Origin of the sequence: Amycolatopsis methanolica 239 (assembly GCF_000739085.1) — a bacterium.
Taxonomy (GTDB): Bacteria; Actinomycetota; Actinomycetes; order Mycobacteriales; family Pseudonocardiaceae; genus Amycolatopsis_E; species Amycolatopsis_E methanolica.
Genome location: NZ_CP009110.1, coordinates 402,446 through 428,444, shown reverse-complemented (window position 1 = coordinate 428,444; position 25,999 = coordinate 402,446). Strand labels below are relative to the sequence as shown.

At 71.6% G+C, this 25,999-nt stretch carries 30 protein-coding genes and 1 riboswitch; of the genes, 9 read left to right on the top strand and 21 right to left on the bottom strand.

Annotated features, from left to right (window positions below):
* The first annotated feature begins 186 nt into the window (after positions 1–186).
* Both AMETH_RS02210 and AMETH_RS02205 read left to right on the top strand, forming a co-directional pair.
* Positions 187–777 (top strand): sigma-70 family RNA polymerase sigma factor, encoded by a 591-nt coding sequence (locus AMETH_RS02210; RefSeq protein WP_223843284.1) that lies wholly within the window; start codon positions 187–189, stop codon positions 775–777.
* Between the two features lie 39 nt (positions 778–816).
* Complete coding sequence (locus AMETH_RS02205) at positions 817–1,815, top strand: DUF5667 domain-containing protein (protein WP_017986401.1); 999 nt, start codon at positions 817–819, stop codon at positions 1,813–1,815.
* Here the strand turns inward: AMETH_RS02205 and AMETH_RS02200 are convergent.
* Positions 1,812–2,126, bottom strand: a complete 315-nt coding sequence (locus tag AMETH_RS02200; RefSeq protein WP_017986400.1) for a DMT family transporter — start codon at positions 2,124–2,126, stop codon at positions 1,812–1,814. The two genes, AMETH_RS02205 and AMETH_RS02200, sit on opposite strands and share 4 nt — an antisense overlap.
* A gap of 32 nt (positions 2,127–2,158) precedes the next feature.
* Positions 2,159–2,221: riboswitch (guanidine-III (ykkC-III) riboswitch) on the bottom strand.
* A 466-nt stretch (positions 2,222–2,687) separates the two neighbouring features.
* Here AMETH_RS02200 and AMETH_RS02195 point away from each other — a divergent pair.
* Positions 2,688–3,524: an HAD family hydrolase gene (locus AMETH_RS02195; protein ID WP_223843283.1), complete on the top strand. Its 837-nt coding sequence runs from the start codon at positions 2,688–2,690 to the stop codon at positions 3,522–3,524.
* An 80-nt stretch (positions 3,525–3,604) separates the two neighbouring features.
* On the opposite strand, the gene AMETH_RS41285 is transcribed toward AMETH_RS02195, so the two are convergent.
* The 14 genes from AMETH_RS41285 to AMETH_RS02135 all read right to left on the bottom strand — a co-directional run bounded on the left by AMETH_RS41285 (position 3,605) and on the right by AMETH_RS02135 (position 16,027).
* Positions 3,605–3,736, bottom strand: coding sequence for a hypothetical protein (locus AMETH_RS41285; protein WP_017986397.1), 132 nt, complete (start codon positions 3,734–3,736; stop codon positions 3,605–3,607).
* Between the two features lie 24 nt (positions 3,737–3,760).
* Positions 3,761–4,753, bottom strand: coding sequence for a lysophospholipid acyltransferase family protein (locus AMETH_RS02190; protein ID WP_017986396.1), 993 nt, complete (start codon positions 4,751–4,753; stop codon positions 3,761–3,763).
* Positions 4,754–4,781: 28 nt separating this feature from the next.
* Positions 4,782–5,807 carry an NAD-dependent epimerase/dehydratase family protein gene (locus AMETH_RS02185; RefSeq protein WP_017986395.1) on the bottom strand — a complete coding sequence of 342 codons (1,026 nt, stop codon included), beginning with the start codon at positions 5,805–5,807 and terminating at the stop codon, positions 4,782–4,784.
* Between the two features lie 191 nt (positions 5,808–5,998).
* Positions 5,999–6,100 (bottom strand): 30S ribosomal protein bS22, encoded by a 102-nt coding sequence (locus AMETH_RS36295; RefSeq protein ID WP_017986394.1) that lies wholly within the window; start codon positions 6,098–6,100, stop codon positions 5,999–6,001.
* Positions 6,101–6,417: 317 nt separating this feature from the next.
* Complete coding sequence (locus AMETH_RS02180) at positions 6,418–6,630, bottom strand: helix-turn-helix domain-containing protein (protein ID WP_017986393.1); 213 nt, start codon at positions 6,628–6,630, stop codon at positions 6,418–6,420.
* A 189-nt stretch (positions 6,631–6,819) separates the two neighbouring features.
* The gene (gene proC, locus AMETH_RS02175) at positions 6,820–7,626 is read right to left on the bottom strand and encodes a pyrroline-5-carboxylate reductase (RefSeq protein ID WP_017986392.1); all 807 of its coding nucleotides are present in this window, start codon (positions 7,624–7,626) and stop codon (positions 6,820–6,822) included.
* Positions 7,627–7,649: 23 nt separating this feature from the next.
* Positions 7,650–8,474, bottom strand: coding sequence for a thioesterase family protein (locus AMETH_RS02170; RefSeq protein ID WP_017986391.1), 825 nt, complete (start codon positions 8,472–8,474; stop codon positions 7,650–7,652).
* Positions 8,471–9,397 carry a proline dehydrogenase family protein gene (locus tag AMETH_RS02165; protein WP_017986390.1) on the bottom strand — a complete coding sequence of 309 codons (927 nt, stop codon included), beginning with the start codon at positions 9,395–9,397 and terminating at the stop codon, positions 8,471–8,473. Before AMETH_RS02165 ends, AMETH_RS02170 begins: the two co-directional genes overlap by 4 nt.
* Positions 9,398–9,480: 83 nt before the next feature.
* Positions 9,481–10,254: a sugar phosphate isomerase/epimerase family protein gene (locus tag AMETH_RS02160; protein ID WP_017986389.1), complete on the bottom strand. Its 774-nt coding sequence runs from the start codon at positions 10,252–10,254 to the stop codon at positions 9,481–9,483.
* 25 nt (positions 10,255–10,279) lie between these two features.
* Positions 10,280–11,956: a hypothetical protein gene (locus tag AMETH_RS02155; RefSeq protein WP_026153725.1), complete on the bottom strand. Its 1,677-nt coding sequence runs from the start codon at positions 11,954–11,956 to the stop codon at positions 10,280–10,282.
* Between the two features lie 88 nt (positions 11,957–12,044).
* Positions 12,045–13,052, bottom strand: a complete 1,008-nt coding sequence (locus AMETH_RS02150; RefSeq protein ID WP_017986388.1) for a Ppx/GppA family phosphatase — start codon at positions 13,050–13,052, stop codon at positions 12,045–12,047.
* 67 nt (positions 13,053–13,119) lie between these two features.
* Positions 13,120–13,809 carry a response regulator transcription factor gene (locus tag AMETH_RS02145; protein WP_026153724.1) on the bottom strand — a complete coding sequence of 230 codons (690 nt, stop codon included), beginning with the start codon at positions 13,807–13,809 and terminating at the stop codon, positions 13,120–13,122.
* Positions 13,809–15,029: a sensor histidine kinase gene (locus AMETH_RS02140; protein ID WP_017986386.1), complete on the bottom strand. Its 1,221-nt coding sequence runs from the start codon at positions 15,027–15,029 to the stop codon at positions 13,809–13,811. The genes AMETH_RS02145 and AMETH_RS02140 overlap by 1 nt, the downstream gene beginning before the upstream one ends.
* Before the next feature lie 107 nt (positions 15,030–15,136).
* Positions 15,137–16,027 carry an oxidoreductase gene (locus tag AMETH_RS02135; RefSeq protein WP_017986385.1) on the bottom strand — a complete coding sequence of 297 codons (891 nt, stop codon included), beginning with the start codon at positions 16,025–16,027 and terminating at the stop codon, positions 15,137–15,139.
* 67 nt (positions 16,028–16,094) lie between these two features.
* Here AMETH_RS02135 and AMETH_RS02130 point away from each other — a divergent pair, with 67 nt between their 5' ends.
* Positions 16,095–16,724, top strand: coding sequence for a helix-turn-helix transcriptional regulator (locus AMETH_RS02130; protein WP_017986384.1), 630 nt, complete (start codon positions 16,095–16,097; stop codon positions 16,722–16,724).
* On the opposite strand, the gene AMETH_RS02125 is transcribed toward AMETH_RS02130, so the two are convergent.
* On the bottom strand, positions 16,710–17,309 hold the full coding sequence (locus AMETH_RS02125; RefSeq protein WP_017986383.1) for a TetR/AcrR family transcriptional regulator: 600 nt from the start codon (positions 17,307–17,309) through the stop codon (positions 16,710–16,712). The genes AMETH_RS02130 and AMETH_RS02125 overlap by 15 nt on opposite strands.
* Positions 17,310–17,375: 66 nt before the next feature.
* Here AMETH_RS02125 and AMETH_RS02120 point away from each other — a divergent pair, with 66 nt between their 5' ends.
* Positions 17,376–17,555 carry a hypothetical protein gene (locus AMETH_RS02120; RefSeq protein ID WP_017986382.1) on the top strand — a complete coding sequence of 60 codons (180 nt, stop codon included), beginning with the start codon at positions 17,376–17,378 and terminating at the stop codon, positions 17,553–17,555.
* 51 nt (positions 17,556–17,606) lie between these two features.
* Here the strand turns inward: AMETH_RS02120 and AMETH_RS02115 are convergent, their stop codons facing one another.
* The 4 genes from AMETH_RS02115 to AMETH_RS02100 all read right to left on the bottom strand — a co-directional run bounded on the left by AMETH_RS02115 (position 17,607) and on the right by AMETH_RS02100 (position 21,989).
* On the bottom strand, positions 17,607–18,347 hold the full coding sequence (locus AMETH_RS02115) for a phosphoglyceromutase (RefSeq protein ID WP_017986381.1): 741 nt from the start codon (positions 18,345–18,347) through the stop codon (positions 17,607–17,609).
* Between the two features lie 556 nt (positions 18,348–18,903).
* Positions 18,904–19,416 (bottom strand): type III secretion system chaperone family protein, encoded by a 513-nt coding sequence (locus AMETH_RS02110; RefSeq protein ID WP_017986380.1) that lies wholly within the window; start codon positions 19,414–19,416, stop codon positions 18,904–18,906.
* Positions 19,413–20,708 (bottom strand): D-inositol-3-phosphate glycosyltransferase, encoded by a 1,296-nt coding sequence (gene mshA / locus AMETH_RS02105; protein WP_223843282.1) that lies wholly within the window; start codon positions 20,706–20,708, stop codon positions 19,413–19,415. Before mshA ends, AMETH_RS02110 begins: the two co-directional genes overlap by 4 nt.
* Positions 20,709–20,819: 111 nt before the next feature.
* On the bottom strand, positions 20,820–21,989 hold the full coding sequence (locus AMETH_RS02100) for a L,D-transpeptidase (RefSeq protein WP_017986378.1): 1,170 nt from the start codon (positions 21,987–21,989) through the stop codon (positions 20,820–20,822).
* Between the two features lie 94 nt (positions 21,990–22,083).
* Between AMETH_RS02100 and AMETH_RS02095 the strand changes: the two genes are divergently transcribed.
* Complete coding sequence (locus AMETH_RS02095) at positions 22,084–22,818, top strand: SDR family oxidoreductase (RefSeq protein ID WP_017986377.1); 735 nt, start codon at positions 22,084–22,086, stop codon at positions 22,816–22,818.
* On the opposite strand, the gene AMETH_RS02090 is transcribed toward AMETH_RS02095, so the two are convergent.
* Entirely contained in the window at positions 22,819–23,841 is a 1,023-nt protein-coding gene (locus AMETH_RS02090; protein WP_017986376.1) for a UDP-N-acetylmuramate dehydrogenase, read from the bottom strand.
* A gap of 26 nt (positions 23,842–23,867) precedes the next feature.
* Here AMETH_RS02090 and AMETH_RS02085 point away from each other — a divergent pair, with 26 nt between their 5' ends.
* The 3 genes from AMETH_RS02085 to AMETH_RS02075 all read left to right on the top strand — a co-directional run bounded on the left by AMETH_RS02085 (position 23,868) and on the right by AMETH_RS02075 (position 25,982).
* Complete coding sequence (locus AMETH_RS02085; protein ID WP_017986375.1) at positions 23,868–24,371, top strand: DUF2505 domain-containing protein; 504 nt, start codon at positions 23,868–23,870, stop codon at positions 24,369–24,371.
* The gene (locus AMETH_RS02080) at positions 24,347–25,147 is read left to right on the top strand and encodes a class I SAM-dependent methyltransferase (protein WP_017986374.1); all 801 of its coding nucleotides are present in this window, start codon (positions 24,347–24,349) and stop codon (positions 25,145–25,147) included. Before AMETH_RS02085 ends, AMETH_RS02080 begins: the two co-directional genes overlap by 25 nt.
* A 112-nt stretch (positions 25,148–25,259) precedes the next feature.
* A complete protein-coding gene (locus AMETH_RS02075; protein ID WP_017986373.1) occupies positions 25,260–25,982 on the top strand; it encodes a GNAT family N-acetyltransferase in 723 nt (240 codons plus the stop codon).
* Positions 25,983–25,999 lie beyond the last annotated feature (17 nt).

Sequence of the window (25,999 nt, the reverse complement as noted above, 5' to 3'; positions counted from 1 at the left end):
GTCATGGGGAAGCTCGGCGATCGTCGCTCTTCCGAGACCCCCGCCACTACCTACTTCCGGGTAACTACCCGTATGCTGCTTCTCGCGTCGTAGTGGTGATGATCACTCGGGTCGGACGAAGGAGTCGCCGTGACGAACTGGCTTGCCGCCCGCCCTGCGGGTCTGCACGTCGGCACGGTCACCCGCGTGCACGAGGTGCCGGACGAGCAGGCGGGGCCGTGGGCCCTGGTCCGCGCTGCCCAGCAGGGTGACACCGCCGCCTTCGGCGCGCTCTACGACCAGTACGTCGACGTCGTGTACCGCTACGTGTACTTCCGCCTCAGCGACCGCGAACTCGCCGAGGACATCACGAGCGAGACGTTCCTGCGGGCGCTGCGGCGCATCTCGTCGGTCAGCTACCAGGGCCGCGACGTGGGCGCCTGGTTCGTCACCATCGCCCGCAACATCGTGCTCGACCACCTCAAGTCCAGCCGGTACAAGCTCGAGGTGGTCACCGACGAGGTGACCGGCTCGGGCACCGCGCCGTTCGCCGCGCCCTCGGGCGCCGATCCGGGACCGGAGCAGCAGGCGGTCACCAGCGCGACGCGCGACGCGCTGCTGTCCGCGATCGCCGGACTGGGCGACGACCAGCGGGAATGCATCGTCCTGCGCTTCATCCAGGGGCTGTCGCTGGCCGAAACGGCGCAGATCATGAAGCGCAACGAGGGCGCCATCAAGGCGTTGCAGCACCGCGCGGTGCGCAAGCTCGCCCAGCTCCTCCCGAACGCGTGGCGCTGAACGCGTAACAACCGGACGGTTTGCGTCGTTGCAGCAGGTGTGGACGAGCACCGGTGGACGGCGCGCGAGCTGGAAGTCATCTCCGGGCTCCGCGGGCTCGGTCGCGCCGCCGAACCGGACGACGACACGAAGGCGCGGATCCGCGCCGAGATCTCGCGGAAGCTGGAGCCGGAACCCAGCAGGCGGCGCCGCGCGCTGGCGACCGTCCTCGCCGCCGCGGCCGCGCTGATCGTCTTCGTCGGCGGGGTCGGCCTGCTGCTCTCCCGCGGCTCGCTGCCCGGCGACCCGCTCTACGGCATGAAGCTGGCGAGCGAGGACGCCGAGCTGCAACTCACCTTCGACGAGGCCGCGCGCGGGGCCAAGCACCTGCAGTTCGCGTCGAACCGGCTGGACGAACTCGCCGCGATGCCGTCGGCGAACACCAGCGGCTTTCTGACATTGTTGTCGGCATTCGCCGCGGAGGCGACGGCCGGGACGGCGCAGCTCACGGTGCTCGGCGTACAGGGCGACACGGCCCGGCTGGACCAGCTGCGGACGTGGGCGAGCGAGCAGGCGGACAAGCTCGCCGCCCTCGACGTGCCGGACGGCGCCCGCAACGGGTTCACGCAGGCCGGGACGCTGCTCAACCGCATCGACGCACGGGCGGCGGCACTGACCGCGCGGCTGTCCTGCTACCGCATCACCACCGGCGAGGCGGACGACCTGGGCGCGGTCCCGGCCACCGGCGAGTGCGTCGTGCCGCCGGACGCGCTGCTCGGGGTCCCGTCGGGCGCGCCGCTGCCGCCGGTGAGCACGGTGTCCCCGCCGCCGGTGGAGATCGCCACGACGCCGACCGCTCCCGGCAGCAGCGCACCGGTCGTGCCCAGCGCGACCGGCCCGCTGCCCCCGTCGAGCACCGGATCTACGCCGACGGTCCTGCCGCCGCCGATCAGCGCGCCGACCAGCACCCGGCTCCCCACGCCGTCGACCACGACGCCACCGCCGCCGATCTCGATCCCGCCGCTGATCCCCGGCCTGCCGGGGCTCGGCATCGGCTAGTGCAGGACCTTCAGGCCGACCACGCCGGCGACGATCAGCCCGAGGCACACCAGGCGGGCCGCGGTGGCCGGTTCGCCGAGCGCGACCATGCCGTACACGGCGGTGCCGACCGCGCCGATGCCCACCCACACGGCGTACCCGGTGCCGATCGGGATCGACCGCATCGCGTAGGAGAGCCCGGCCATGCTGGCGACCAGCGCGACGACGAACAACACGCTCGGTCCGACCCTGGTGAAGCCGCGCGCCGCGTTCAACGCCGCGGCCCAGACGGTTTCCAGGATTCCGGACACGATGAGCACGATCCACGCCACGACAGAAACCTCCGAACGAAAACCGACGTCCTCCCACGTCGTCTTGTCCTGCCGGGTACGACGGCTCGTCCGGGGTGGCGCGCCACCGCCACCGAGGTTACCCCGGCCCGCCCCGCTGGGCGCGGAACACCACGAACGGCAGCCGCAACCCCCGCGGCGCGCTGACCACCAGCAGGTTGTGGCCGAACAGCTGGTTCAACGTCGGCTCGCGGGCCCCGCGGCCCGCAGGTCCCCGTGAGCAGCAGCACCTCGTGCAGCATGCCGAAGACCACCGCGCGGTCACACCCGGCACCCGGCACCCGGCGCGAAGCGACCACGCGCGGCCACCGCATCAGGACATGCACGGGCACGCTGAGCAGCCCGAGTAGTGCTGCTGGCAAGGTGGTTTCCCCCGGTGCGCGGTCAGTGCCCCGATCGAAGCCCACCGGTGTCCGTTCCGGAGGGATCGCCTGATCCCGATCCCCGACGTCCTCGCTACGCTGACCCCAGGGACGAGCGCAGGAGGCGGTGTGCGTGTGGCGCAGCAGGGGTGACGGCCCGGAACGCGAGCGGCTCGCCGAGATGGCCGGCGAGGCGTCGGCCGACGCCGCCGTGGCCATGGAGTCCCAGCTCGACGTGCCGCCGGCCCCGCCGGACCTGACCGCGGCCGCGTTCTTCGACGTCGACAACACGATGATGATGGGCGCGTCGATCTTCCACTTCGCCCGCGGTCTCGCCGCGCGCAAGTACTTCACGACCTCCGATCTCGCCGGGTTCGCCTGGCAGCAGATCAAGTTCCGGGTCGGCGGGCGCGAGTCGCACAGCGGCGTGCAGTCCAGCCGGGAGCAGGCGCTGTCGTTCGTCGCCGGCAAGACGGTCGCCGAGATGAACCAGGTCGGCGAAGAGATCTACGACGAGCTGATGGCCGACAAGATCTGGTCGGGCACGCGCGCGCTCGCCGAGATGCACCTCAATGCGGGCCAGCGGGTGTGGCTGGTGACGGCGACGCCGGTCGAACTCGCGGCGATCATCTCCCGGCGGCTCGGGCTGACCGGCGCGCTGGGCACGGTGGCCGAGCACGTGGACGGCGTCTACACCGGTCGCCTGGTGGGCGACCTGCTGCACGGCCGGGCGAAGGCGCACGCGGTGCGGGCGCTGGCCGCGCGGGAGGGCCTGAACCTGCGGCGCTGCACGGCGTACTCGGACTCGTCGAACGACATCCCGATGCTGTCGGTGTGCGGCACGGCCGTGGCGGTCAACCCGGACGCCGGCCTGCGCGAGGTGGCGCGCGCCCGTGGCTGGGAGATCCGCGACTTCCGGACCGGCCGCAAGGCCGCGAAAATCGGGGTGCCGTCGGTGCTGGGCGCGGGCGCACTGGCCGGCGCCGTGGCAGCCGGAATGGCCTACCGCCGCCGCTGAGCCCAGCAGGGACCGACGCCCGAAGCTGGCGTGTTGACCGCTCCGGTGAAAATCGGCTCGCCGAAGCGGGTGTGGCGAACCTACGGCCGTCGCTGGGCGCGCCGGTTCTGCGTCGACCCACCGGCTGGGATGCCGGTGACCAGGTTCGCCAGCTTCAGCACCTCGCCGACGGCGCGGCCCACCACGTACCCGATCCGCTTGATCAACCCCATGCCACCAGGATGGCACGGATCCGCTCAGTCCTTGAACGCGCTCCGCCGGTGCGCCAGCCTCCGGTACAGCGTCGTCTGGATGGACTCGCGCACCTGGTCGGTCAGCGAGAACACCAGCATCGGGTCGTCGAGGTCCTCATCGGCGAAACCGTCGGTCCGGATGGGCTCCCCGAACTCGATGTGCCACTTCGTCGGCAGCGGGATCGCGCCCAGCGGCCCGAGCAGCGGGAAGAACGGCGTCACCGGGAAGTACGGCAGCCCGAGCAGGCGGGCCAGCGGCTTCAGGTCGCCGATCTTCGGGTAGATCTCCTCAGCCCCGACGATCGAGCACGGGATGATCGGCACCCGCGTCCGCAGCGCCGCCGACACGAACCCGCCACGCCCGAACCGCTGCAGCCGGTACCGCGCCGAGAACGGCTTGCCGATGCCCTTGTAGCCCTCCGGCCACACACCGACCAGCTCACCCGAGCACAGCAGCCGCTCCGCGTCGGCCGTGCACGCCAGCGTCTGGCCGGTCTTGCGCGCCAGCGCCCCGAGCAGCGGCGTCTGGAACACCAGGTCCGCGCCGAGCATGCGCAGGTGCCGGTGCCCCGGCGTCTCGTCGTGCACGGCGACCGCCGTCATCACCGCGTCCAGCGGCACCGTGCCGGAGTGGTTGCACACGATGAGCGCGCCACCGTCGGCGGGGAGGTTCTCCGCGCCGTGCGTGGTCACCCGGAAGTACTTCTCGTACAGCAGCCGCAACGGCGGCAGCAGCAGGTTGTCGGTCAGTTCCGGGTCGAACCCGAACTCGTCGACGTCGTAATCACCGGTCAGCCGGTGCCGCAGGAACCCGAGGAACCTGCTCAGCGCGTCCCGTTCCGGCGCAGGCGGCTCCTCGGCCGGCGCGCTCCTCGTCGGGAACGCCACGACGGGCGCGTCGGCGGGGGCTTCCCCGGCGTGCGCCTCGACGTCGGCCGGCTTCTCGCGTCCGGGTGCGTGCAGGGGGATGACCTGGGCTTGCGCGCTGGTCGTCACTTGTCTTGCCCCGCTTTCCTCTCTTCGTTCATCGGACTGCCGCCAGCACCTTCCCGGCCGCTTCGGCCAGCTGCCCACCGTCCAGCACGGGCCGCAGACCGCGCCCGGTGACGTAGTCGTCGAAGGCCGCCTCCGTGGACCACCGCGGCCGGTAACCGAACACCTCGGCCAGCCGCGTCGTGTCGACGACCCGCCCGTAGTTGAGCAGGCGCACCTGGTCCGGCGAGAAGTCCACCCTCGCGCCACGCAGCATCTTGGCCACCGTGCCCACCATGGCCCGCGGCACCGGCAGCTCGACCCGGCCCGCGCGCCGGATCGCTTGAGACAATGTGAGTACCCCGTCGCCGCCGGCGTTGAACACGCCCGGCTTGTCTTCCAGGGTCGCCTTCTCCAGGATCGCCAGCGCGTCCGACGAATGGAGCAGCTGCAGGCGCGCGTCGTAGCCGAGCACGGTCGGCACGGCCGGGAGCGCGAAGTAGCGGGCCAGCACGGTGTCGACGTCCGGCCCGATGACGTTGGTGAAGCGGGTGGTGGTGATGGTGAGGTCGGGCCTGCGGCGGGCCAGGCCCCGCACGTAGCCCTCCATCTCGACGGCGTCCTTGGCGTAGCCGCTCGACGAGGTCGGGATCAGGTCGGAGTCCTCGGTGAAGACGGCCGGGGAGCGGGGCCCGGCGCCGTACACGGCGGCGGTGGACTTCACGACGAGCTTGCGCACCCGGGGCGCGCGCTGGCAGGCGGCGAGCAGGCGCATCGTGCCGATGACGTTGACTTCCTTGATCGCCGTGCGGCGGGCCGGGCCCGCCGGGTGCACGGTGGTCGAGCACTGCACGACCGTGTCGACGCCTGCGGTGTCGATGACCTTGGCGATCAGCGGGTTGCGGATGTCGGCCCGGACGAACTCGGCGTGACCGAGGCGCTGCAGGACCTTGCGGGGCGGTGGCGCCGTGTCGACGCCGATGACCCGCTCCAGGTCCGGGTTGTTGCCAAGCCGTACCAGTAGCCTGCCTCCGAGTTCGCCGCCGACCCCGGTGACCAGCACGACATTGGACGCCATGAAACCCCCTGACAAGGGTGTGGGATGTGGAGTTCGCGGCAGTGGCCGATGCTACCCCGGACCCGGGCCGGAGTCAGGAGGCCTAACACGCTATTAACCCAGGTCAGGGACTTTGGTCACTGATCGCCGGAAAAAGCGCACGGCCCGCCCAGGATCTGGACGGGCCGCGTGAAGAGGCGTTCGCGCAGGATTTACTTGCCCTGCTTGCGGCGCTGCATCCGCGTCCGGCGCAGCAGCTTGCGGTGCTTCTTCTTGGACATGCGCTTGCGGCGCTTCTTGATCACCGAGCCCACAGGTGCTCCTTCACGTTTCGTCTGCTTCACACGCTGCCCAGCGCAACGTCCAAAGAGTTGAAGCGCTACAGGCACGAGCGGCCTTTAAGGTTACCGGGCGGGCCCGCGCACCAGCGCGGGCCCCCGGCCTAATGGACGGATCGAGGCAGCTTGCTCAACGGTGCGGGAGCGGAACCTGAGGCGGCCCCTCGCTGTGGGATCGCCTCCTCATGAACGCCAGTTCACCACGTCGGCGCTGTCCTTGCGAGGAACCACCTCAGAACCCGCGGCGGTGCCGGTTGCCCGCGTGCAAGAGCAACGGCTCCGCCGCTTCCCGCCTAGCCCACATCGAAGTAGGCGCTCTCCAGGTATTCGTGGACTGCCTTCTCGGGCACCCGGAACGACTTGCCGACGCGAACGGCCGGTAGCTCGCCCGAGTGCACGAGCCGGTAGACGGTCATCTTGGAGACCCGCATCAGCGAGGCCACCTCGGCGACCGTCAGGAACTGGACCTGCCCGACGGCGGGCACGTCCTTGTTGTTCGACGGCATACGTCACCGTGCCCTTCGACACGTGCCGTGCCGCTCGGCTTCCCCACCGGGCGGTACCGACACGCACGTGCTTCACCCTTGAGGGTAGCGGGACACCTGGGGCCAATGCGACGCCCGGCCGGTACTTTCCCGCGAAAGAGCCCACTCGGCGGAGCCCGTTCGGCCTAGTCAGACGCGGTGCGAGCGGTCTTATTCGTGGGCTTTGCCGAGTTCGACGGACCGGTCCCGGGCCGCCTCGATGGCCGCCAGCAGCGCGGCCCGCACGCCGTGCTTCTCCAGTTCGCGGATCGCGTTGATCGTGGTGCCCGCGGGGGACGTGACGGCCTCGCGCAGGATCACCGGGTGCTCGTCGGTCTCGGCGAGCATCTTCGCGGCGCCCACGGCGGACTGGATGATCAGCTTCTCCGCCACCGCGCGGGGCAGTCCGAGCAGGATGCCGGCGTCGATCATGGCCTCGACCAGGAAGAAGAAGTACGCGGGCCCGGACCCGGACAGCGCGGTGACGGCGTCCTGCTGCGCCTCGGGCACCTCGACGACCTGACCGACGGTGGCGAGCATCTCCTTCACCAGGGCGACGTGCTCGGGGGTGGCGTGCTTGCCGGGCGACACGGCGCTCATCGCCTCGCCGACGACCATCGGCGTGTTGGGCATGACCCGCACGACCGGCACGCCGTCCGGCAGCCGCCGTTCGTAGAGGCTGGTGGGCAGGCCCGCGCACAGCGACACGACCAGCGAGCCCGGCCCGACCAGCGGCGCCAGCTCGGCCAGTACGGGCTCGATGTCCTGCGGCTTGACGGCGACGACGAGCACGTCGGCGCGCTTGGCCGCCTCGGCGACCTCCACCCCGGCGATGCCGTAGCGCTCGGTCAGCTCGGCGGCGCGTTCCGGGTGGCGTTCGGTGAACAGCAGCTCCTCGGCACTGCGACCGCCCTGCAGCAGGCCCGCCAGCAGCGCCTCACCGATCTTCCCCGCCCCGAGAACCGCGATAACCGTCATGGCACCAGCGTGCCAAAGCCCGCTCAGGGGGCCGGTGCCAGGGCCAGTTGCCGCGCCTGGCAGACCAGCCGCCCGGCCGAGTCGATCACCGTGGCGTCCGAGTCGAACCACGCCTCCTGCACCGTGCGGCAGTCGACCTGCACGCGGAGCCACCCCGGCGCGGGCCGGGCGCGCACGAGCGCCGTCAGCTGGGCCGTCGGCGCCCACCCCATCCGCCCGAGGTTGAACACGACCGGCGGGTTGATGTCGCCCGCGAGCAGCGCGAAGTACGTGTCCGGGACCGAGTAGCGCGGCTTCACCCACAGCCGCAGCCGCGGGTCACCGCTGCGGCCTGCCAGGTACCCGGCGGTCGCCGGGTCGATCCGCACGTCGCAGCCCTTCGCCAGGTTGAACACGCCCTCCGACGTCTCCCCGGCCAGGTGGATCGCCCGCGGCGGCGGTTCGACCGGCATCTGCGGCAGGTCCGCCCAGTCCGCCCGCCGCACCGGCAGCCGCCCGGTGGTGACCGTCGCTTCGACGCAGCTGCGTCCCCGCTGCTCCAGCCGCACCGCGACGACTGTCGCCCGGCGGCCGACCTTGCGGATGTCGGTCCGCAGCAGCGCCGGGCCGATCGCGGGCGGCCGGAGGAACTCGGCGCTCACGGCCAGCGGATCGGTCGAGGGCTCGCCCCGTTCGGACAGCACGGCCAGCGCCGCGCGGGCCATCAACGCGATCAGGAACCCCCCGTGCGGGTGGGTGCCGATGGACCATTCGTGTCGCAGGTCGGCTGTCAGCGTGCCGTCGCCCAGCGACCGGACCGCGCACGCGGCCTCGAAGGACGCGGGGTCCGGAACCTCTGCCGCGCTCACGAACGGCTTACCAGCGCGCGCAGGAAGAACATCAGGTTCGCGGGGCGCTCGGCGAGCCGCCGCATCAGGTAGGGGTACCAGTGCTCCCCGAACGGGACGTAGACGCGCACCGTTTCCCCCTCGCCCGCGAGGCGCCGCTGCTCGTCGGGGCGGACCCCGTACAGCATCTGGTACTCGTAGCTGCCCTGCTTGCGGCCGTACCAGCGGGCACGCTCGGCCAGGATGGCGATCAACCGTGGGTCGTGCGTGGCGAACATGGGGTAACCGTCACCGGCCAGCAGCGAGTTCGCACAGCGGACATAACCGAGGTCGACCTCGTGCGCCCGCGTGAACGCCACCTCCTCCGGCTCGGCGTAGGCCCCCTTGCACAACCGGATCCGCGAGTCCGCCACCGCCAGCGCGCGCACGTCGTCCTCGGTGCGGCGCAGGTACGCCTGCAGCACGCCGCCCACCCACGGCCAGGTGCGGCGCAGCTCGGCCAGCACGCGCAGCGTCGCGTCCGTCGTGGTGTGGTCCTCCATGTCGAGCGTGACGGTGGTGCCGCACTGCTCGGCCGCCGCGCACACCCGGTACGCGTTGTCCAGCGCGAGCCGCTCGTCCAGCCGAAGGCCCAGCGCGGACAGCTTGACGCCCACCTCGACCCGCGCGGCCAGCCCCTCGGCGTAGAGCCGGTCCAGCAGCGCGAGGTAGGTCTGGACCGTCCGCTCCGCCTGCCCGGTTTCGGTGACGTCCTCGCCGAGGTGGTCCAGCGTCACCCACAGGCCGTCGTCCACCAGCCGGGCCACGCGCGTCACGGCGTCCGCGATGGTGTTCCCGGCGACGAACCGCTCGACCACTCCCGAGGTTCCCGGGGTTGTCGCCACGAGGTGGCGGACCACCTCGCTTCCGGCAGCGGCGAGGATCAGCGAGCGCAGCGGGTTCACAGCGGAAACTTTACGTGTTCATCTATCGGAAGCCCATGATCTGCGCCGCCCCCCAACCCGAGAAGTTGATCTTGTAATATGCCTCACTGGCCCAGGTGGAAGCGCGCGAACAGCAGGGCCTCGGCAAGATCGCGGGCGCGGTCCGCGGCGCTCACCGCGCGCCGCGTGTTGACCTCCAGAACCACCTGACCGGTGAACGACGCCGCGACCAGCTTCTCCAGCAGCTCCGCGCACGGCTGGTTCCCACGGCCCGGGACGAGGTGCTCGTCCTTCGGGACACCCGTCCCGTCCGCGAGGTGCACGTGCGTCAGGCCACGGCCCATCCGCTCGGCGAGCTCCATCGCGTCCATGCCCGCCGCGGCGCTGTGCGACAGGTCGAGCGTGTAGTGGCGGTACCCGACTTCCGTGGGGTCGATCGACGGCCGGAACGCGGACACCCTGGCGTCCCGGCGGCCACCCGGCGGCCGGACCTTGAACATGTTCTCGATCGCGATCTCGACCCCGGTCTCGTCCTCCAGCTCGGCCACCAGGTCGGCGAACATGTCGCCGTAGCGGCGCTGCCACCGGAACGGCGGGTGCACGACGACGGTGCGCGCGTCCAGCTCGATGGCCGCCTCGACGCTGCGCCGCAGCCGGACCGCCGGGTCCGGCGACCAGACTCGCTGCGTGATGAGCAGCGACGGCGAGTGCACGGACAGCACCGGCACCCCGGTCTGCCGCGACAACCGCCGCAACGCCCCGACGTCCTGGCTGAGCGGGTCGACCCAGACCATCACCTCGACCCCGTCGTAACCCAGCCGCTGGGCCAGCTCGAAACCGGCGCCGGCCCGCAACGGCCAGACCGACGCGGTGGACATCCCGACCGGTACCGGCACGTTCGCGCTACCTCGACAAGAGCAACAACGCCGCGGGCGAGACGGTCACCACGAGACCGACCAGCACCGCGAGCACCGTGGTCTGGATGTCGTCCGCGCGGCGGATGCGCCGCACGATCCACACCAGTCCGACGATCACGACCAGCGCGGCGATCAGCGCGGCGGCCGGGATCTGGCCCCACAGCCAGTTGAAGCCCAGCCACACGGCCGCGCCACCGACCACGCCACCGGCCAGCTGGCCGGCCATCGACAGCCACTGCTTGGCAGGCGACGGCTCCGCCTCCCGCTTCTTCGCGCGGGCCGGCTCGTCGGCGTCCGCCGCGGGCTCGTCGTCGTAGTCGTAGGGCTGCTCGGCGGCCTCCTCGGCGGGGCCGAAGTCGCCGAACTCGTTGACGTCGTCGTCATCGTCGGCGAACGGGTCGTGGAATCCGGTGGCCTCGAGCGCCTCGCCGGGGTCGTCCTGGGGCGGACGGCCGGGCAGATGCGGCGGCGCGTGGAACCCGGTGGGCTCGTCGGCGTCCGGCGCGTCCCGCACCGGCGGCATCAGACCGACCTCGGTCTCCTCCTCCGCCGGGGTCTCTTCGCGGCCACGGCGCCAGCGCTGCAACCCCGCCGGCGGCGCGGACAGCCCGGCGGGCGGCGCGTCCGGAGCGGGTTCCTCGGCCGGCTTGACCTCGCCGACCGGCTCGAACTGCTCGGTGCTCGGGTCCGGCGGCGGGGTGGCGCGAGCCGGCGCGCGACGCGGACGACGCGGCGGCGGGAACGTGCCGGTGGCCCGGCCCCCGGCAGGCGGCGCGTCCGGGTCGACCGGGGCGTCGAGACCGTCCAGGCGGGCGGCCAGCCCGGTGCTGGTCTCCTCGCCCGGCGGGCGGCGGCGCAGCGGCGGCACGGCCTCCGCCGGCGGCACGGGCAGCGCGCCGGACTCCTGCGGGGGCAGCGGCAGCGCCCCCGACTCCTGGGGCGGACGGCGCACGAAACCGGAGTCCTGCGGGTGCGGGCGCCGCAGCGGCATCGAGTCCTGCGGCGGTGGCGGCAGCGCGCCGGTTTTCGGGCGCGCGAACCCGCCCGAGTCCTGCTGACCGCGGCGCGGCGGGGCGCCCGGGCCGGGCGGCTCCGGGGTGACCGGCCGCGGCAGGGCAGCCGAGCTCTGCTGACCGGGAGGAACTGGCTGACCGGGGGCAACGGGCGGCTCGGGCGTCACCGGCCGCGGCAGGGCCGCGGAGCTCTGTTGTCCGGGCGGCACGGGCTGCCCGGGGTTGTCCGGCAGGACCGGTCGCGGCATCGCCGCCGAACTCTGCTGTCCAGGCGGCCCGGGAGGGCCGGCGTGACCCGGCGGAACCTGCTGTCCGGGCGGAGCGGGCGGTCCCGGCGGCGGGCCCTGTTCGGGGCGGCGGAACCCACCCGAGTCCTGGCGGCCGGGCGAGTCGGGCATGGCACGACGGCCGCCGTTGCGCCCGGGCGGCGCGCCGTTGGGTCCCGCACCGTCGGCGCGGACCCGGTCGATGATCGCCTGCGGGCCGGTCTCCGTCGGGTCCTGGGCGCGGCGCGGGCCCTCGTTCTCCTCCGGCGCGTCGTCGTCGGCCGCGCGCCGGCGGCGCCGCCTGCCCTCGATGTTGCCGCCGTGCAGGGCGAGCAACTCGGCGACGGTCTTCTGCGAGCGGTCTTCTCGGCTCTCTCGGCTCATCGTGTCATCCCAAACAGCGCGTAGGGCCACAAGACGCGGGCTCGTGTACTGCACACGCCCACCACCGCCTTACGCATCCTTCCGCCTTTCACCGTGCCTGATCGAGCTCACCGAGGTCCAGCCGGTTGCTGTCACCGGTGGTTCTGCCGCGGCGAACAGTCGCCTCGTCACCGTTGGAGTGATCAAGTCGCCGCAGGATGACGCCCTCTCGCAGCGCCCAGGGACAGATCTCCAGTTCTTCCAGCGACAGCGCCCGCATCGCGGCCTGCGCCACCAGAGCCCCACCGGCGAGCTGGTGCGCGCGGCTCGCGCTGACCCCTTCCAGCTCGGCGATGTCAGCCGCCTCCATCCGGGAGATGAACGCGATGAGCTGCCGCAGTGCGGTCTGGGACAGGGTACGGCGTACCCGCGGACCGGCTGCCGAGGGAGCCGCCCCGGTCAGCCTGGCCAGGGACCGGAAGGTCTTCGAGGTGGCCACCACGCGGTCCGGCACACCGAGTTTGGCGACCCGTTTCGCCAGCGGCGCCAGCTGGTCCTCCAGCCACGCCGACGTCGAGACCAGCTCGGACCGGGTCGGCGGGTCGTGGGCGAACCGGGTGCGGGTGATGCGGCCCGCGCCGAGCGGCAGCGACTCCGCGAGCGCCGGCTCCTCGTCGATCCCCATCGCGACTTCCAGCGAACCGCCCCCGATGTCGAGCACCAGCAACTGACCGGCCGACCAGCCGAACCACCGGCGCACCGCGAGGAAAGTCAACCGCGCTTCGTCAACACCGGACAGGACGGTCAGCTCGACACCGGTCTCGTCCGCGACCTTCCGCAGCACGTCGGAGCTGTTGTCCGCCTCGCGCACCGCCGACGTGGCGAACGCCATCAGCTCCTCGCACCCGAGCCTCGCCGCGGCGGCCTTCGCGTTCTCGATGGCCTCGACCAGCGCCTGCGCGCCCTGCTTGGACAGGTGGTTGTTCTTGGTGATCTGCTCGGCCAGCCGCAGCACGGTCTTCTCGGAGTGCATCGGCGTCGGGTGCGCGCCACGGTGCGCGTCCACCACGAGCAGGTGGACGGTGTTGGAACCGACGTCGAGGACCCCTAGGCGCACAAAGCCCTACGGTACCGGTCCCCACCGTGTGCGGCCGCAAAGTGCCGGATAGGCCACCTCTGCTTGCTCAGGACTCGAACTTGTACCCGAGCCCGCGGACGGTGACCAGATGCCGCGGCGAGCCCGGGTCCGGTTCGATCTTCGACCGCAGGCGCTTGACGTGGACGTCCAGCGTCTTGGTGTCGCCGACGTAGTCCGCGCCCCACACCCGGTCGATCAGCTGACCGCGCGTGAGCACCCGGCCGACGTTGCGCAGCAGGTATTCGAGCAGGTCGAACTCCTTGAGCGGCAGCGACACCTCGCCGCCGTCGACGGTGACCACGTGCCGTTCCACGTCCATCCGCACCGGGCCGGCCGCGAGCACCAGCGGCGCCAGCTCGCCGTCCCCGCCGGTCTCGCCGCCGCGGCGGAGCACCGCGCGGATGCGGGCGATGAGCTCGCGCGCCGAGTACGGCTTGGTCACGTAGTCGTCGGCGCCCAGCTCCAGGCCCACGACCTTGTCGATCTCGCTGTCCCGGGCGGTCACCATGATCACCGGGACCGCCGAGCGCTGCCGCAGCTGCTTGCACACGTCGGTGCCGCTCATGCCGGGCAGCATCAGGTCGAGCAGGACGATGTCGGCGCCGTTGCGGTCGAACTCGTCCAGGGCCTGCTGGCCGTTGGTGGCGACCGCGGCCGTGAACCCCTCCTTGCGCAGCAGGAAGGCCAACGGGTCGGCGAAGGACTCCTCGTCCTCGACGATGAGCACTCTCGTCACTACTTTCCTCCCTGGTTCCGGCCGTCCTTGGCCGCGGTCACGACGAGCCGCGACAGCTGCGCGGGGGTCTGTCCGTCCGGGGCCGCGGGGGTTCCGTCCCCGTTGCGCCCGGACTGGTGCATCGGGATCCGCAGCGTGAACGTCGATCCCGTGCCCGGCATGCTCCATAGCTTGACCTCGCCGCCGTGGTTGGCGGCGACGTGCTTGACGATGGCCAGCCCGAGGCCGGTGCCACCGGTGGCGCGCGAGCGCGCCTTGTCCGCGCGGTAGAAGCGTTCGAAGACGCGCTGCTGGTCCTCCTCGGCGATGCCGATGCCGCGGTCGGTGACCGCGATCTCGACCATGCCGCCGGACAGGCGCCTGCTGATCGACACCGGGCTGCCCTGCGGCGAGTAGTTCACCGCGTTGTCGAGCAGATTCGACAACGCCGTGACCAGCAGCGTCCGGTCGCCCTCGACGAGCAGGCCGCTCGGCTCGTCGGTGGTGATCTCGATTTCGCGGGACTCCGCGGACAGGCGGGTGCGGCCGAGCGCCTCCCGCACGACGGCGTCCACCTCGACCACGTTCAGGTCGGGCAGCCGCTCGGCGCCCTGCAGCCGGGACAGCGCGATGAGCTCGCTGACGAGCGTGCCCAGCCGGGTCGACTCGTGCAGGATCTTGCCGCCGAAGCGGCGCACCTCCTCGACGTCGTCCGCCGCGTCCAGCACCGCCTCGGCGAGCAGCGCGATCGCGCCGACCGGGGTCTTCAGCTCGTGGCTGACGTTCGCGACGAAGTCCCGCCGGACGGCCTCCAGCCGGGCGGCCTCGGAGTGGTCCACCGCCTCGACGACGGTGAACCCCTCACCGAGCGGGCGGATCTCGGCGACCACGGCCTCCGGCTGGCGGCCGCGGGCCTCCAGCGGCGACAGGTCGATCTCCATCGGGTCGCCGGTCTCCTCGACCTGCTCGGCCGCGACCCGCGCACGCGGGTCGGCGCGATTGGCCTGGACCAGTCCGAGCGCCTCGGCGCGGCGGTTGAACAGCACCAGGTCGCCGAAGCGGTTCAGCACCAGGATCCCGTTGTTCGACGAGCGCACCAGCCTGAGCAGCAGTTCCGCCACGGTGGGGCCCACCGGCCGCCGCTGGGCCCGCCTGCGGTTGAGCCGCGGAACGAGGAAACCGGCGATCAGGCCGACCAGCAGACAGCCGACGGCCAGCAGGACCGCACCGGGTGCACTCACGGGTGAATCGTAAGCATGGAGGTGGCCGTTTGGCCTAGTCCTGGCTGCCTTCTCGTGATGGCTGTGACACCTTCACAACGCGTGTTCGCAACTGGTTCAACCTGCGTTTACTCACCTCGTCCCGGCTCGTGACCATTCACCCCGTCGAGCCGCGCGAGTTCCGCTTCGGACAGCCGCAGCGACGCCGCCGCGATGTTCTCCTCGAGGTGCTCGACACTGCCCGTGCCCGGGATGGCGAGCACGTTGAGCCCCTGGTGGAGCGTCCAGGCGAGCCGGACCTGCGCCGGGCTGACACCGTGGTCCCGCGCGATCGCGGTGACGGTCTCGTCTTCCGCGCCGCTGGCGATGGCGAAGAACGGGACGAACGCCACCTTCTGGTCGGCGCACAGGCGGACGAAGTCGTCGTCCTCGCGCCGGACGGTGAGGCCGTACTGGTTCTGCACGCACACCACCGGCGCGATGGCCTGCGCCTCGGCCAGGTGCTCCGGGCCGACGTTGGAGATGCCCAGGTGCCGGATCAGACCCTCCTGCCGCAGTTCGGCGAGCGCGCCGAACCGGTCGGCGAGCGAGCCGGCGCCGCGGTCCAGGGTGCTGCCGATGCGCAGGTTGACGACGTCGAGGTGGTCCCGGCCGAGCTGCCCGATGTTCTCCTCCACCTGCAGCCGCAGCTGCTCCGGGGTCGCCTCCGGCAGGAACGAGCCGTCGAGCGCGCGGCCCGGCCCGACCTTGGTGGTGATCACCAGGTCGTCCGGGTAGGGGTTGAGCGCGGTGCTGATCAGCTCGTTGGCCGAACGCAGCGGGGAGAAGTAGAAGGCGGCGGTGTCGATGTGGTTGACGCCCAGTTCGACGGCCCGGCGCAGGACGGCGATGGCCTGGTCGCGGTCGAGCCGGCCGTCGCCGGAGATGGCCAGGCGCATGGCGCCGTAGCCCATGCGGTTCACGGTGAGGTCGCCGAGCTGCCAGGTGCCTGCCGTACCGGCGTTGATCGTTTCGGTCATGGCTCCAGGTTGGTCCGGCGCTCGCGGACGCGCCGCAGCTTGGCAACTTGCTGCCACACTGGTCGTCATGGACGTGCTGGTGCGCGGTGAGGCCGAGTTGTTCGCGCGGACGGCCCACCTGTTCTCCTCGGCGCGGGAGATCTTCTGCGCCGCGAACGACCTGCACACGTGGGCGACGGCGCACCAGGTGCCGCACAGCCGGCAGCAGGACATGGCCGGCCGGACCGTGCGGAAGCTGTACCGGCCCGCGTCGCTGCTGCAGCCGGGCGGGGTGGCGCACCTGCGCGAGCGGGAGCGGCTGGGCGCGCGGATCCGGATCACGCTCGACGAGATCAACGAGACGATCGTGCTGGACCGGAAGGTGGCGATCCTGGCGGGCGACGCGGCGAGCGGCGAGCGCGGCTACACGGTCGTCACCAGCCCCGAGGTGATCGGCAGCGTGACGAGCCTCTTCAACGCCGCCTGGCGGGCAGGCACCGAGCTGGCGATCTACGAGACGGAGTTCGCCGAGGTCAGGGCGCTGGCGCCACGGATACTCGACGAGCTGGCCGCGGGCAGCAAGGACGAGACGGCCGCGCGGGCGCTGGGGCTGAGCGTGCGCACCTACCGGCGGCGGGTGGCGGAGCTGATGGACGCGCTGGGCGCGACGTCCCGCTTCCAGGCCGGGGTGCGGGCCCGGCAGCTAGGACTGGTCTAGCGCGTCGAGGTGGGTCCGGAGCGCCGACAGCGCCGCCGCGGGTGACCACAGGTCCGGGTGCAGGACCCCGTTCAGGCTCAGGCCGTCGATCAGCGCCGTGAGCCGCCGCACCTCGGTGTCGAGATCGTCGAGGTCCAGCGCGGCGAGGACGCGGCGAACCAGTGCCCGCGTCCCGGACGCCGCCTCGCGCGCCAGGTCCGCCAGCCGCTCGTCGGTGCGTGAAGCCACCGCGAACTCGAGGAACACCGTCACCTCGGCCCGCCGGGCGTCGTCGAGCGGCAGCAGTTCGGCCAGCAGTTCGGTCCGCGCCGCGCGACGCTCGGCCGGGGACAGCCGGCCGACGTCACCGAGGGCTTCGACCTTCTCGGTCAGCCGGGCGGACACGCGGTCGATGACCGTCCGCATCGCGAAACGCATCAGCTCAGCCTGGCCGTCGAAGTAGTGCCGGACGGAGCCGACGTTCAGGCCGGCCTCGGCCGCCACCGTCCGCAGCGACACCCGGTGCAGCCCCTCACGCACGGCCAGCCGGAACAGCGCGTCGGCCACCTCCGCCCGCCTGCTCTCCGGATCCACGATCTTCGGCACCTGGCCTTTGTATCACAGCTGTGCTAACTTCTTTTTATCACAGTTGGGATATAAAGGAGGGTTGCTGTGGAAACCGTGCTCACCGTGCTGCTGGTCCGGTTCGCGCTGATCGCGGCGGTGGTCGTGGCGCTCGCGCTCGTCGTCCTCGCGGTCGTGCTCGTGCTGCACCGGCGGGGCAAGGGCGATCAGGCACGCCGGGTGGCGCACACCGCGGCCGAGTTGGCCCAGCGCCGGATCGGACGCTGAACGCAAAACGCCGGCTCCCGAGGGGGGAGCCGGCGTTTCGGCGGACTGGCGTCAGCGGCCCTGGTTGGCGACCGCGGCGGCGGCCGCGGCCGCGGCCTCCGGGTCGAGGTAGGTGCCGCCCGGGTTGGCCGGCTTCAGGTTCTCGTCCAGGTCGTAGCGCAGCGGGATGCCGGTCGGGATGTTCAGGCCGGCGATGGCGTCGTCGGAAATCCCGTCCAGGTGCTTCACCAGGGCGCGCAGCGAGTTGCCGTGCGCGGCGACCAGCACCGTCTTGCCCGCGCGCAGGTCCGGCACGATGGCCGAATCCCAGTACGGCAGCAGCCGCGCGACGACGTCCTTCAAGCACTCCGTCAGCGGCGCGTCGGGGCCGTAGCGGACGTCGGTGTCCTGACTGAACTCGCTGCCACGCTCGATCGGCGGCGGCGGCACGTCGTAGGAGCGGCGCCAGAGCATGAACTGCTCCTCGCCGAACTCGTCCCGGACCTGCTTCTTGTTCTTGCCCTGGAGCGCGCCGTAGTGCCGCTCGTTGAGCCGCCAGTCGCGGCGCACCGGGATCCAGTGCCGGTCGGCGATGTCCAGCGCGATGTTGGCGGTCGAGATCGCCCGGCGCAGCAGCGACGTGTGGACGACGTCGGGCAGCAGACCGCTCTCCGCGAGCAGCTCACCGCCCTTGCGGGCCTCCTGCTGCCCGAGCTCGGACAGGGGCACGTCGACCCAGCCGGTGAACAGGTTCTCGGCGTTCCAGGTGCTCTGCCCGTGGCGGAGCAGCACCAGCGTCCCAAGTTCGGCCATACCCGCTAGCCTGCCAGAACACGGCGAGCGACCGGATGACGCCCAGAGCTTTCTACAGACAGTGTGTTACCACTCGGTAGAGGTTCGCCCGACTGCTCTTTGGTCGATTGGACACCGGTCATGAAAGTGACACTTGCTGCATACCGTTAACACAGACAGTGAGAATCACTCGAACGGAGTAACCAGTAGTCTTGTGATTACTGGTGGACATCTGACAAGTTGGCTTACGTCCCGCTCGGCTGGAATTCCACGCACTCCCCAGCCGGACGCGGGGTACGACCGCAGCCTGTCTCCCCCCTGCCGGGCTGCGGCCCCGCCGGCCCCGTTGGCACTCCCCCTCGCCACCGGGTCCAGAAGCGGCGGGAGCGTTCGCGGGGCGGCTTGAGTTCGCGACTCCCCCTCCCTCAAGCCGCTCCGCCCGCTCTTCCGCGTGCTCGCTTCGCTCGCCGCGGGGCGGGCGTTCGCACATTGCCGCTGGGGGCGCCCCCAGACCCCCACGGTGCGAGATTCTTGCGTTGGCGGGCGGCGGGCGCGTTGGGCTTGGACCAGCGTTGGTTTACTCCGTGAGGGTGCCGGGTTCGTGGGCTTGGTCGGGCTCTACCAGGTGTTTGAAGGCTTGTAGGTTGGCCAGGCTTTCGCCTCGGCTCACACGCCAGTCCCACTCGCGTTTGATGGACGTGGCGAAGCCCAGTTCGAGGATCGTGTTGAAGTCGCCGTCCGCGGCTTCCAGCACCTGGCCCAGGATCTTGTCCAGCTCCTGCTCGGTCACCGCGTCCTTGCCGAAGCGGCCCACCAGGTAGATGTCGCCGAGAGCGTCCACGGTGTAGTGGACGCCGTAGAGCTTTGCGTTGCGGCGCAGCAGGAAGCGGTAGACCTGCTCGTGGTTCTCGTCGGGGCGGCGGCAGACGAAGGCCTCTACGGCGAAGGCGTGTTCGCGCTCGATCAGCCAAACGTTGGTCTGGAGCTTCTTGGTGCCGGGGAGGGTGACGAAGTACTTGCCCTCGGCCTTGCGGTCGTACTTCAGGTCTGCCTGGTCCAGCGTTGTCCGGACGACCTTGTCGAGCGTCATACCGCGATCTCCTCATGCAGCGCGGCCAGCGTCCGCGAAGCCGCCGCGTAGGTCTCCAGCAGGGCGTCCGTGGTGCGCGCCCACGAGAACCGCCGCGCGTGCACCAGCGCGTTCTCCGCAAGCTCCGCCCGCCGGTCCGGCCGCAACGCCACACTGGCCAGCGCCCCGGCCCAGTCCCGCGCCGCGTGCGACGGCACCAGCAGCCCGGACACGCCGTGCGCGACCGCCACCGGCAGCCCGCCGACCTCGGCCGCCACCACGGGCGTCCCGCAGGCCTGCGCCTCCAGCGCGACCAGGCCGAACGACTCGTTGTAGCTCGGTACCGCCACCACGTCCGCGGCGCGGTACACCTCCGCCAGCCGCTCACCCGGCTGCGGCGGCAGGAACCGCACCACCTCCTGGATACCCAGCGATACCGCGAGCTCACGCAGGGCCTGCGGCTGCTCCAGCCCGGTGCCCGAGGGACCACCCACGACCAGCACGACCAGCCGCTCCCGCAGCTCCGGCTGCCGCTGGAGCAGGTGCGCGGCCGCGTGCAGCAGCACGTCCGGCGCCTTCAACGGCTGGATCCGGCCGGCGAACGCCAGCACCACGGCATCGCGCGGCAACCCCAGCCGCCGCCGGGCACCCGCCTGCGAACCGGGGACGAACCGGTTCAGGTCCACCCCGGGCGCGACCGTGTGCACCCGCTCCGGGGCCGCGCCGTAGAGGTCCACCAGCTGCCGCGCCTCCACCGGCGTGTTCGCCACCAGCCGGTCGGACTCGGCGACCACCTGCTCCTCCCCGATGACCCGGGTGCGCGGCTCGGGCTTGTCACCCTCGGCGAGCGCGGCGTTCTTGACCTTCGCCAGCGTGTGCGCGGTGTGCACCAGCGGCACGCCCCACCGGTCCCGCGCGAGCCACCCGACCTGGCCGGACAGCCAGTAGTGCGAGTGGATCAGGTCGTAGTAGCCGGGCTCGTGGAAGGCCTCCGCACGCAGCACGCCCGACGTGAACGCGCACAGCTGGGCAGGCAGCTCGTCGCGGCCGAGCGGTTCGAACGGGCCTGCCGGGATGTGCCGCACCAGCACGCCGGGCGCCAGCTCGGCAACCGGGGGCTGCTCGGACGAGGTCGCGCGCGTGAACACCTCGACGGCGACCCCGCGCCGCGCCATCTCGACCGCGGTGTGCGTGATGTAGACGTTCATCCCGCCGGCGTCACCGGTGCCGGGCTGCTCCAGGGGTGACGTGTGCACCGACAGCACCGCGACCCTGCGCGGCCAAATCGTCTGCGTCCGTCGTGATCCGCGCAGCGAGATCGTCACCTGGTTCAACTCCCGTGTCAGTCTCTTTCCGCATCAGGGCGGAGCCCGTGAACGACAACGCCCACGGGCACCCGTCATCTTCCCAGCGGTGCGAAACCGTCACAGGGCGGACTTGGCCTGCCAGGCGCTCCAGCTGACCAGCCAGTCCATGACGTCCGAGGTGACGACCGGCCCGAGCTTCGAGCCGGTGATCTCAACGGGGTCGCCGATCAGGGCCGAGTCGAAGTAGTCCTTCGCGTCGGCTTCCAGCAGGTTGACGCAGCCGTGCGAGGTGTTGGCCCGCCCGATGTTGGCCGCGTTGTCCTGGTTTTCGTGGATGAACTCGCCGTGGTTGGAGAACCGGCACGCCCACTTCTTGTTGACGTTGGTGTAGCCGTAGCGCGCGTTGTCGAAGATCGCGCTCGGCTCCTTCGTCATGATGATGTAGGTGCCGTTCGGTGTGTTCAGGTTCACGTCCGAGTCCTTGCCGTTGCTGCACGGGTAGCTCTTGTGCAGGGACCCGCCCCGGTACACGTTCATCTTGTGGTCCGGGGTGTGGATCTTCACGACCTGGTTGCGGCCGATCTTGAACTCGGTGGTGACGTCGGCTCGCGGGTAGGCCCCGCCGCCGAGGTCAATGCCGTAGAGCTTCGCCTCGACCTTGACCGTGGTGTTGGCGGGCCAGTACTCCTTCGGCCGCCAGTCCACCTGCTGGTCGGACAGCCAGCCCCAGGAGCCCTCGACGTCGGTGGACGTCTCGATCTTCAGCGCCCGCTCCACGGCGGCCTTGTTCTTCACGGCGCTGGTGAACTTCACGCTCACCGGCATCGCGACGCCGACGGTCACGTCGTCGGCCGGGTTCAGCGTGACGCGCACGGTGGAGGCCGGCTTGAGCGTCGAGAAGCTGCCGGTCAGCGTCACCGGCTTGCCGTCTGTGCCGGTGGCGGTCGCGTTGTAGGTGTAGGTCTTGTCGTAACCGAGGGACTCGCTGCTGGTCCAGGTGGTCTTGTCGTCGCTGAGCTTGCCCTCGACGGCCTTGCCGTCGGCGTTGGTCAGCTTGACCTCGGTGAGCGTGCCCTTGGCGACCTTCACAGTGACGGGCTGCAGCACGGGGACGTTCTTCGCGTCCGCGGCGGGCTCGGCGGTGATGACCGCGGCAGGCGGCGCCTCGGTCGTCGCCCCGCCCCCGGTCTGCGCGCCGCCGTCGTCCCCGCCGCTGGTGCACGCCGCGGCCATGGTCGCCGCACCCGCGGCGAGCGCGGCCTTGAACACCGTGCGCCTCTCGATCACCTGTTACCTCCGCACTCCGTACTTCTCCCGGACGTCAAGCGACGCCCGGCCCTGCCGCGTTACCGGCATGTCCCCCGCTGGGAGTATGTGCGGTATGACGACCAAGCGAACCGCAGTGATCACCGGCGCCAGCGCGGGTATCGGCGAGGCGACCGCCCGCGCCCTCGCCGAGGCCGGATTCCACGTCGTGCTCGGGGCTCGGCGCCTCGACCGCCTGGAGAAGCTGGCCGCCGAGTTGTCCGGAACCGCACACGTACTGGACGTCACCGACCCCGGTTCGGTTGCCGCATTCGTCCAGCAGGTTCCAGATTGCCACGTTCTCGTCAACAACGCGGGCGGCGCACGGGGCCTGGAGCGCGTGGAAGACGCCGACGAGGACCACTGGCGCTGGATGTGGGAGGTCAACGTCCTCGGCACCCTGCGCATGACGAAGGCGTTGCTGCCGAAGCTGATCGCCTCCGGTGACGGCCACGTGGTGACCGTCACGTCGATCGCCGGGCACGAGGTGTACGACGGCGGTTCCGGCTACACGTCGGCGAAGCACGCCCAGTCGGCCCTGCACCGCACGCTGCGCTCGGAGCACCTCGGCGACCCGGTGCGGATCACCGAGATCGTGCCCGGCATGGTCGAGACCGACTTCTCCGCCAACCGGTTCGACGGCGACACCGAGCGCGCCGCGAAGGTCTACCAGGGCCTCACCCCGCTGACCGCGGAGGACGTGGCCGACGTGATCGCGTTCGCCGTGACCCGGCCGGCGCACGTGAACCTGGACACCATCGTCATGAAGCCGCGCGCACAGCTCAACGGCAGCCGCGCCCACCGCGAGTGACTACAGGGCGCAGTTGATCAGCAGTGGTTCGGGACGCAGCGTGACGCCGAAGCGGGCGTGCACGCCGTCCCGGACCTCGCGCGCCAGCGCCAGCAGGTCCGCGGTGCTGGCCGAACCCCGGTTGGTCAGGGCCAGGGTGTGCTTGGTGGACAAGGACACCCGCCCACCCGGCCCCGGGTGGCCCTTGCCGAACCCGGCCCGCTCGATCAGCCAGGCCGCGGACAGCTTCACCCCGCCGTCGGCCGGGTAACGCGGCATCTCCACACCCTCCAGCGCCGGCGGGATCTCCGCGACGATCGGATTGGTGAAGAACGAGCCCGCGCTCCACGTGTCGTGGTCGGAGGCGTCCAGCACCATGCCCTTGCCCTGCCGCAGCTTCAGCACGGCCTCGCGCGCCTGCGCCGCCGGCACCCGCGCGCCCTGCTCGACGCCCAGCGTGCGGGCCAGTTCGGCGTAGCGGATCGGCGCGGACAGCCCGTCGGCGCGCAGCGCGAACCGGACACTGAGGACGATCCCCCAGCTCTCCCCCTTGAGCACGCTGGTGCGGTAGCCGAAGCCGAGCTCGTCCGCGGTCATCGTGCGCACCTCGCCGGTGCGCCGGTCGTAGCACTCGATCGAGGTGAGCAGGTCGGCCACCTCGCAGCCGTACGCGCCGACGTTCTGGATCGGCGTCGCGCCCACCGAGCCGGGGATGCCCGACAGGCACTCAAGGCCGCCGAACCCGGCCTCGACGGTCGCCGCGACGAACTCGTCCCAGTTCTGGCCGGCCGCGACCTCGACCTCGTCACCGTCGATCCGCCAGCCGCCGGTCGCGATCTTGACCACGGTGCCGGGGAAGCCGTCGTCGCCGACGACGAGGTTCGACCCGCCGCCGAGCAGCAGCACCGGTCCCTCGATCGACCGCACCGCGGCGAGCAGTTCGTCGGTGGTCCCGGCCACCACGAACGCGCGGGCCGGCCCGCCGAGGCGCAGCGTGGTGTGTTCGGCCAGGGTCGTCTGGGTCGGTGTGTCAAGACGGCTCACGAGGACAAACGGTACTGTCTGGCCTCATGGCATCCCGTATCGAGCACCGCGCGGAGTACCCCAACGGCGTCTCCGAGGTGTTCCGGGCCGAGACGAGCGAGGAGGCACTGACGGCCCGCCTCGCCGAGATCGGCGGCAAGAACAGCGCCCTGCTCAGCCATTCCGCGGACGACGACGGCGCCCGGTACACGCTGCGCCAGGGCATCGAGGCGGACAAGCTCCCGCAGATCGTCCGCAAGCTGCAGCCCGGCGACCTCTACGTCGACCGCGAGCACACCTTCACTCGCGACGGGGACGGCTACACGGGCACGGCGCGGGCCACGGTGAGCGGGATGCCCGGCGAGATCACCGCCCGCACCGAGCTGCGTCCCCGTGGCGACGGCTCGGTGGTCGAGACCCGCGGTGAGGTCAAGGTCAGGATCCCGCTGGTCGGCGGCAAGCTGGAGAGCTTCGTCGCGGGCGAGCTGACCAAGCTGCTGGCCCGCGAGGCCCAGTTCAGCCGCGAATGGCTGGGGCGCGCGGCCCGGTAGGCGCGCCGACCCGAGGAACCACGAACCCCAACCGCCTGCGCCGCGTCGACCGCTGGCTGGCCGGCGCCCCCGAGGTGTCGGCCGCGCTGCGCCGCGCGCCGGACCCGCTCGTCGTGGACCTCGGGTACGGCGCGTCCCCGGTGACCACGGTCGAGATGGCCGCGCGGCTGCGGCGGGTCCACCCGCGGGTCCGGGTGCTCGGGCTGGAGATCGACCCGGAGCGCGTCGCGGTCGCGAAACCCGCCGCGCGGCCCCCGTGGCTGGACTTCCGCCAGGGCGGTTTCGAACTCGCCGGGGCCCGGCCGAACCTGGTGCGCGCGTTCAACGTGCTGCGGCAGTACCCGGAGGACGAGGTCGAGGGCGCGTGGAAGCTGGTCCTCGACCGCCTCGCCCCGGGTGGGCTGCTCGTCGAGGGCACCTGCGACGAGATCGGCCGACTGTCCACCTGGGTCACGCTGGACGCGGACGGCCCGCGTACGCTCACCTTGTCCTGCCACCTGGATTCGCTCGACGAGCCGTCCACTTTGGCCGAACGACTGCCGAAGGCGCTGATCCACCGCAACGTGCCTGGCGAGCGGATCCACGACCTCGTGTCCACATTGGACATCTGCTGGGCGACCGCCGCGCCGCACCAGGCATTCGGCGCCCGCGCCCGCTGGCTGGAGAGCGTGCGGCTGCTCGCCGCGCGCGGCTGGCCGGTGCTGACCCGGCCACGGCGGATCCGGCTCGGCGAGCTGACCGTGCCGTGGGCGACGGTGGCACCCGGAGGCAGGTAAGGACAACCCCACCAAAGCAGCGGGGGCGGCACGCACGGGGGTTCCCCGGGATGTCCCTGATCTTGCCGGAAGTCCCTGGCTCAGGCGGTGTGCGCGGCGACACGATCGCCCCATGACCGCAACCCTCAGCAGGCAGTACGAGGCCGTCATCGCGACGGACTCCGAGATCGTCCAGGCGTGCCAGCGACTGCGGCACCGCGTGTTCACCACCGAGTTCGGCGCGGCGGCGCACCCCAGCGGGCTGGACGCCGACGAGTTCGACGACGTGTGCGAGCACCTCGCCGTGATGCACGGGGGCGAGGTCGTCGGCACCTACCGGCTGCTGCCGCCCGGCCGGTCGGCGCGGCTGTACTCGCAGTCGGAGTTCGACCTGGACGCGCTGGCGCCGCTGCGGCCGCACCTGGTCGAGACCGGCCGGTCGTGCGCGCACCCGGACCACCGTTCCGGCGGCGTGATCAACCTGATGTGGTCGGCGATGGCGCGTTACGTCGTCGGCCACGGCTACCGCTACCTCGCCGGGTGCGCGTCGGTGTCGCTTGCCGACGGCGGCGCCTCGGCGGCCGCCACGTGGGCGCTCGCGCAAGCCAAGCACCGCCCGCCGGGCGAGCTGCGGGTCGAGCCGCACCGGCCGTGGATCCCGCTGCCCCGCACCGAGCGCCCGCCCAGCTACGCCCAGATTCCGCCGTTGCTGCGCGGCTACCTGCGCCTTGGCGCGTGGGTCGGCGGGCCGCCCGCGCACGACCCGTACTTCGCGGTCGCCGACTTCTTCACCGTGCTGGCGGTCGACGAGATCGGCGAGCGCTACCGCAGATTCTTCCTCGGCGAGAATTCATGAACCCGTGGGACGTGACT

Coding starts and splice junctions, on each gene's coding strand:
- AMETH_RS02195 (WP_223843283.1), top strand. CDS start 2,688: ATGGCCGGCGAGGCGTCGGCCGACGCCGCCGTGGCCATGGAGTCCCAG.
- AMETH_RS41285 (WP_017986397.1), bottom strand. CDS start 3,736: ATGGGGTTGATCAAGCGGATCGGGTACGTGGTGGGCCGCGCCGTCGGC.
- AMETH_RS02185 (WP_017986395.1), bottom strand. CDS start 5,807: ATGGCGTCCAATGTCGTGCTGGTCACCGGGGTCGGCGGCGAACTCGGA.
- AMETH_RS02180 (WP_017986393.1), bottom strand. CDS start 6,630: ATGCCGTCGAACAACAAGGACGTGCCCGCCGTCGGGCAGGTCCAGTTC.
- proC (WP_017986392.1), bottom strand. CDS start 7,626: ATGACGGTTATCGCGGTTCTCGGGGCGGGGAAGATCGGTGAGGCGCTG.
- AMETH_RS02160 (WP_017986389.1), bottom strand. CDS start 10,254: ATGTCCACCGCGTCGGTCTGGCCGTTGCGGGCCGGCGCCGGTTTCGAG.
- AMETH_RS02155 (WP_026153725.1), bottom strand. CDS start 11,956: ATGAGCCGAGAGAGCCGAGAAGACCGCTCGCAGAAGACCGTCGCCGAG.
- AMETH_RS02135 (WP_017986385.1), bottom strand. CDS start 16,027: ATGACCGAAACGATCAACGCCGGTACGGCAGGCACCTGGCAGCTCGGC.
- AMETH_RS02130 (WP_017986384.1), top strand. CDS start 16,095: ATGGACGTGCTGGTGCGCGGTGAGGCCGAGTTGTTCGCGCGGACGGCC.
- AMETH_RS02115 (WP_017986381.1), bottom strand. CDS start 18,347: ATGGCCGAACTTGGGACGCTGGTGCTGCTCCGCCACGGGCAGAGCACC.
- AMETH_RS02110 (WP_017986380.1), bottom strand. CDS start 19,416: ATGACGCTCGACAAGGTCGTCCGGACAACGCTGGACCAGGCAGACCTG.
- AMETH_RS02095 (WP_017986377.1), top strand. CDS start 22,084: ATGACGACCAAGCGAACCGCAGTGATCACCGGCGCCAGCGCGGGTATC.
- AMETH_RS02085 (WP_017986375.1), top strand. CDS start 23,868: ATGGCATCCCGTATCGAGCACCGCGCGGAGTACCCCAACGGCGTCTCC.
- AMETH_RS02080 (WP_017986374.1), top strand. CDS start 24,347: ATGGCTGGGGCGCGCGGCCCGGTAGGCGCGCCGACCCGAGGAACCACG.
- AMETH_RS02075 (WP_017986373.1), top strand. CDS start 25,260: ATGACCGCAACCCTCAGCAGGCAGTACGAGGCCGTCATCGCGACGGAC.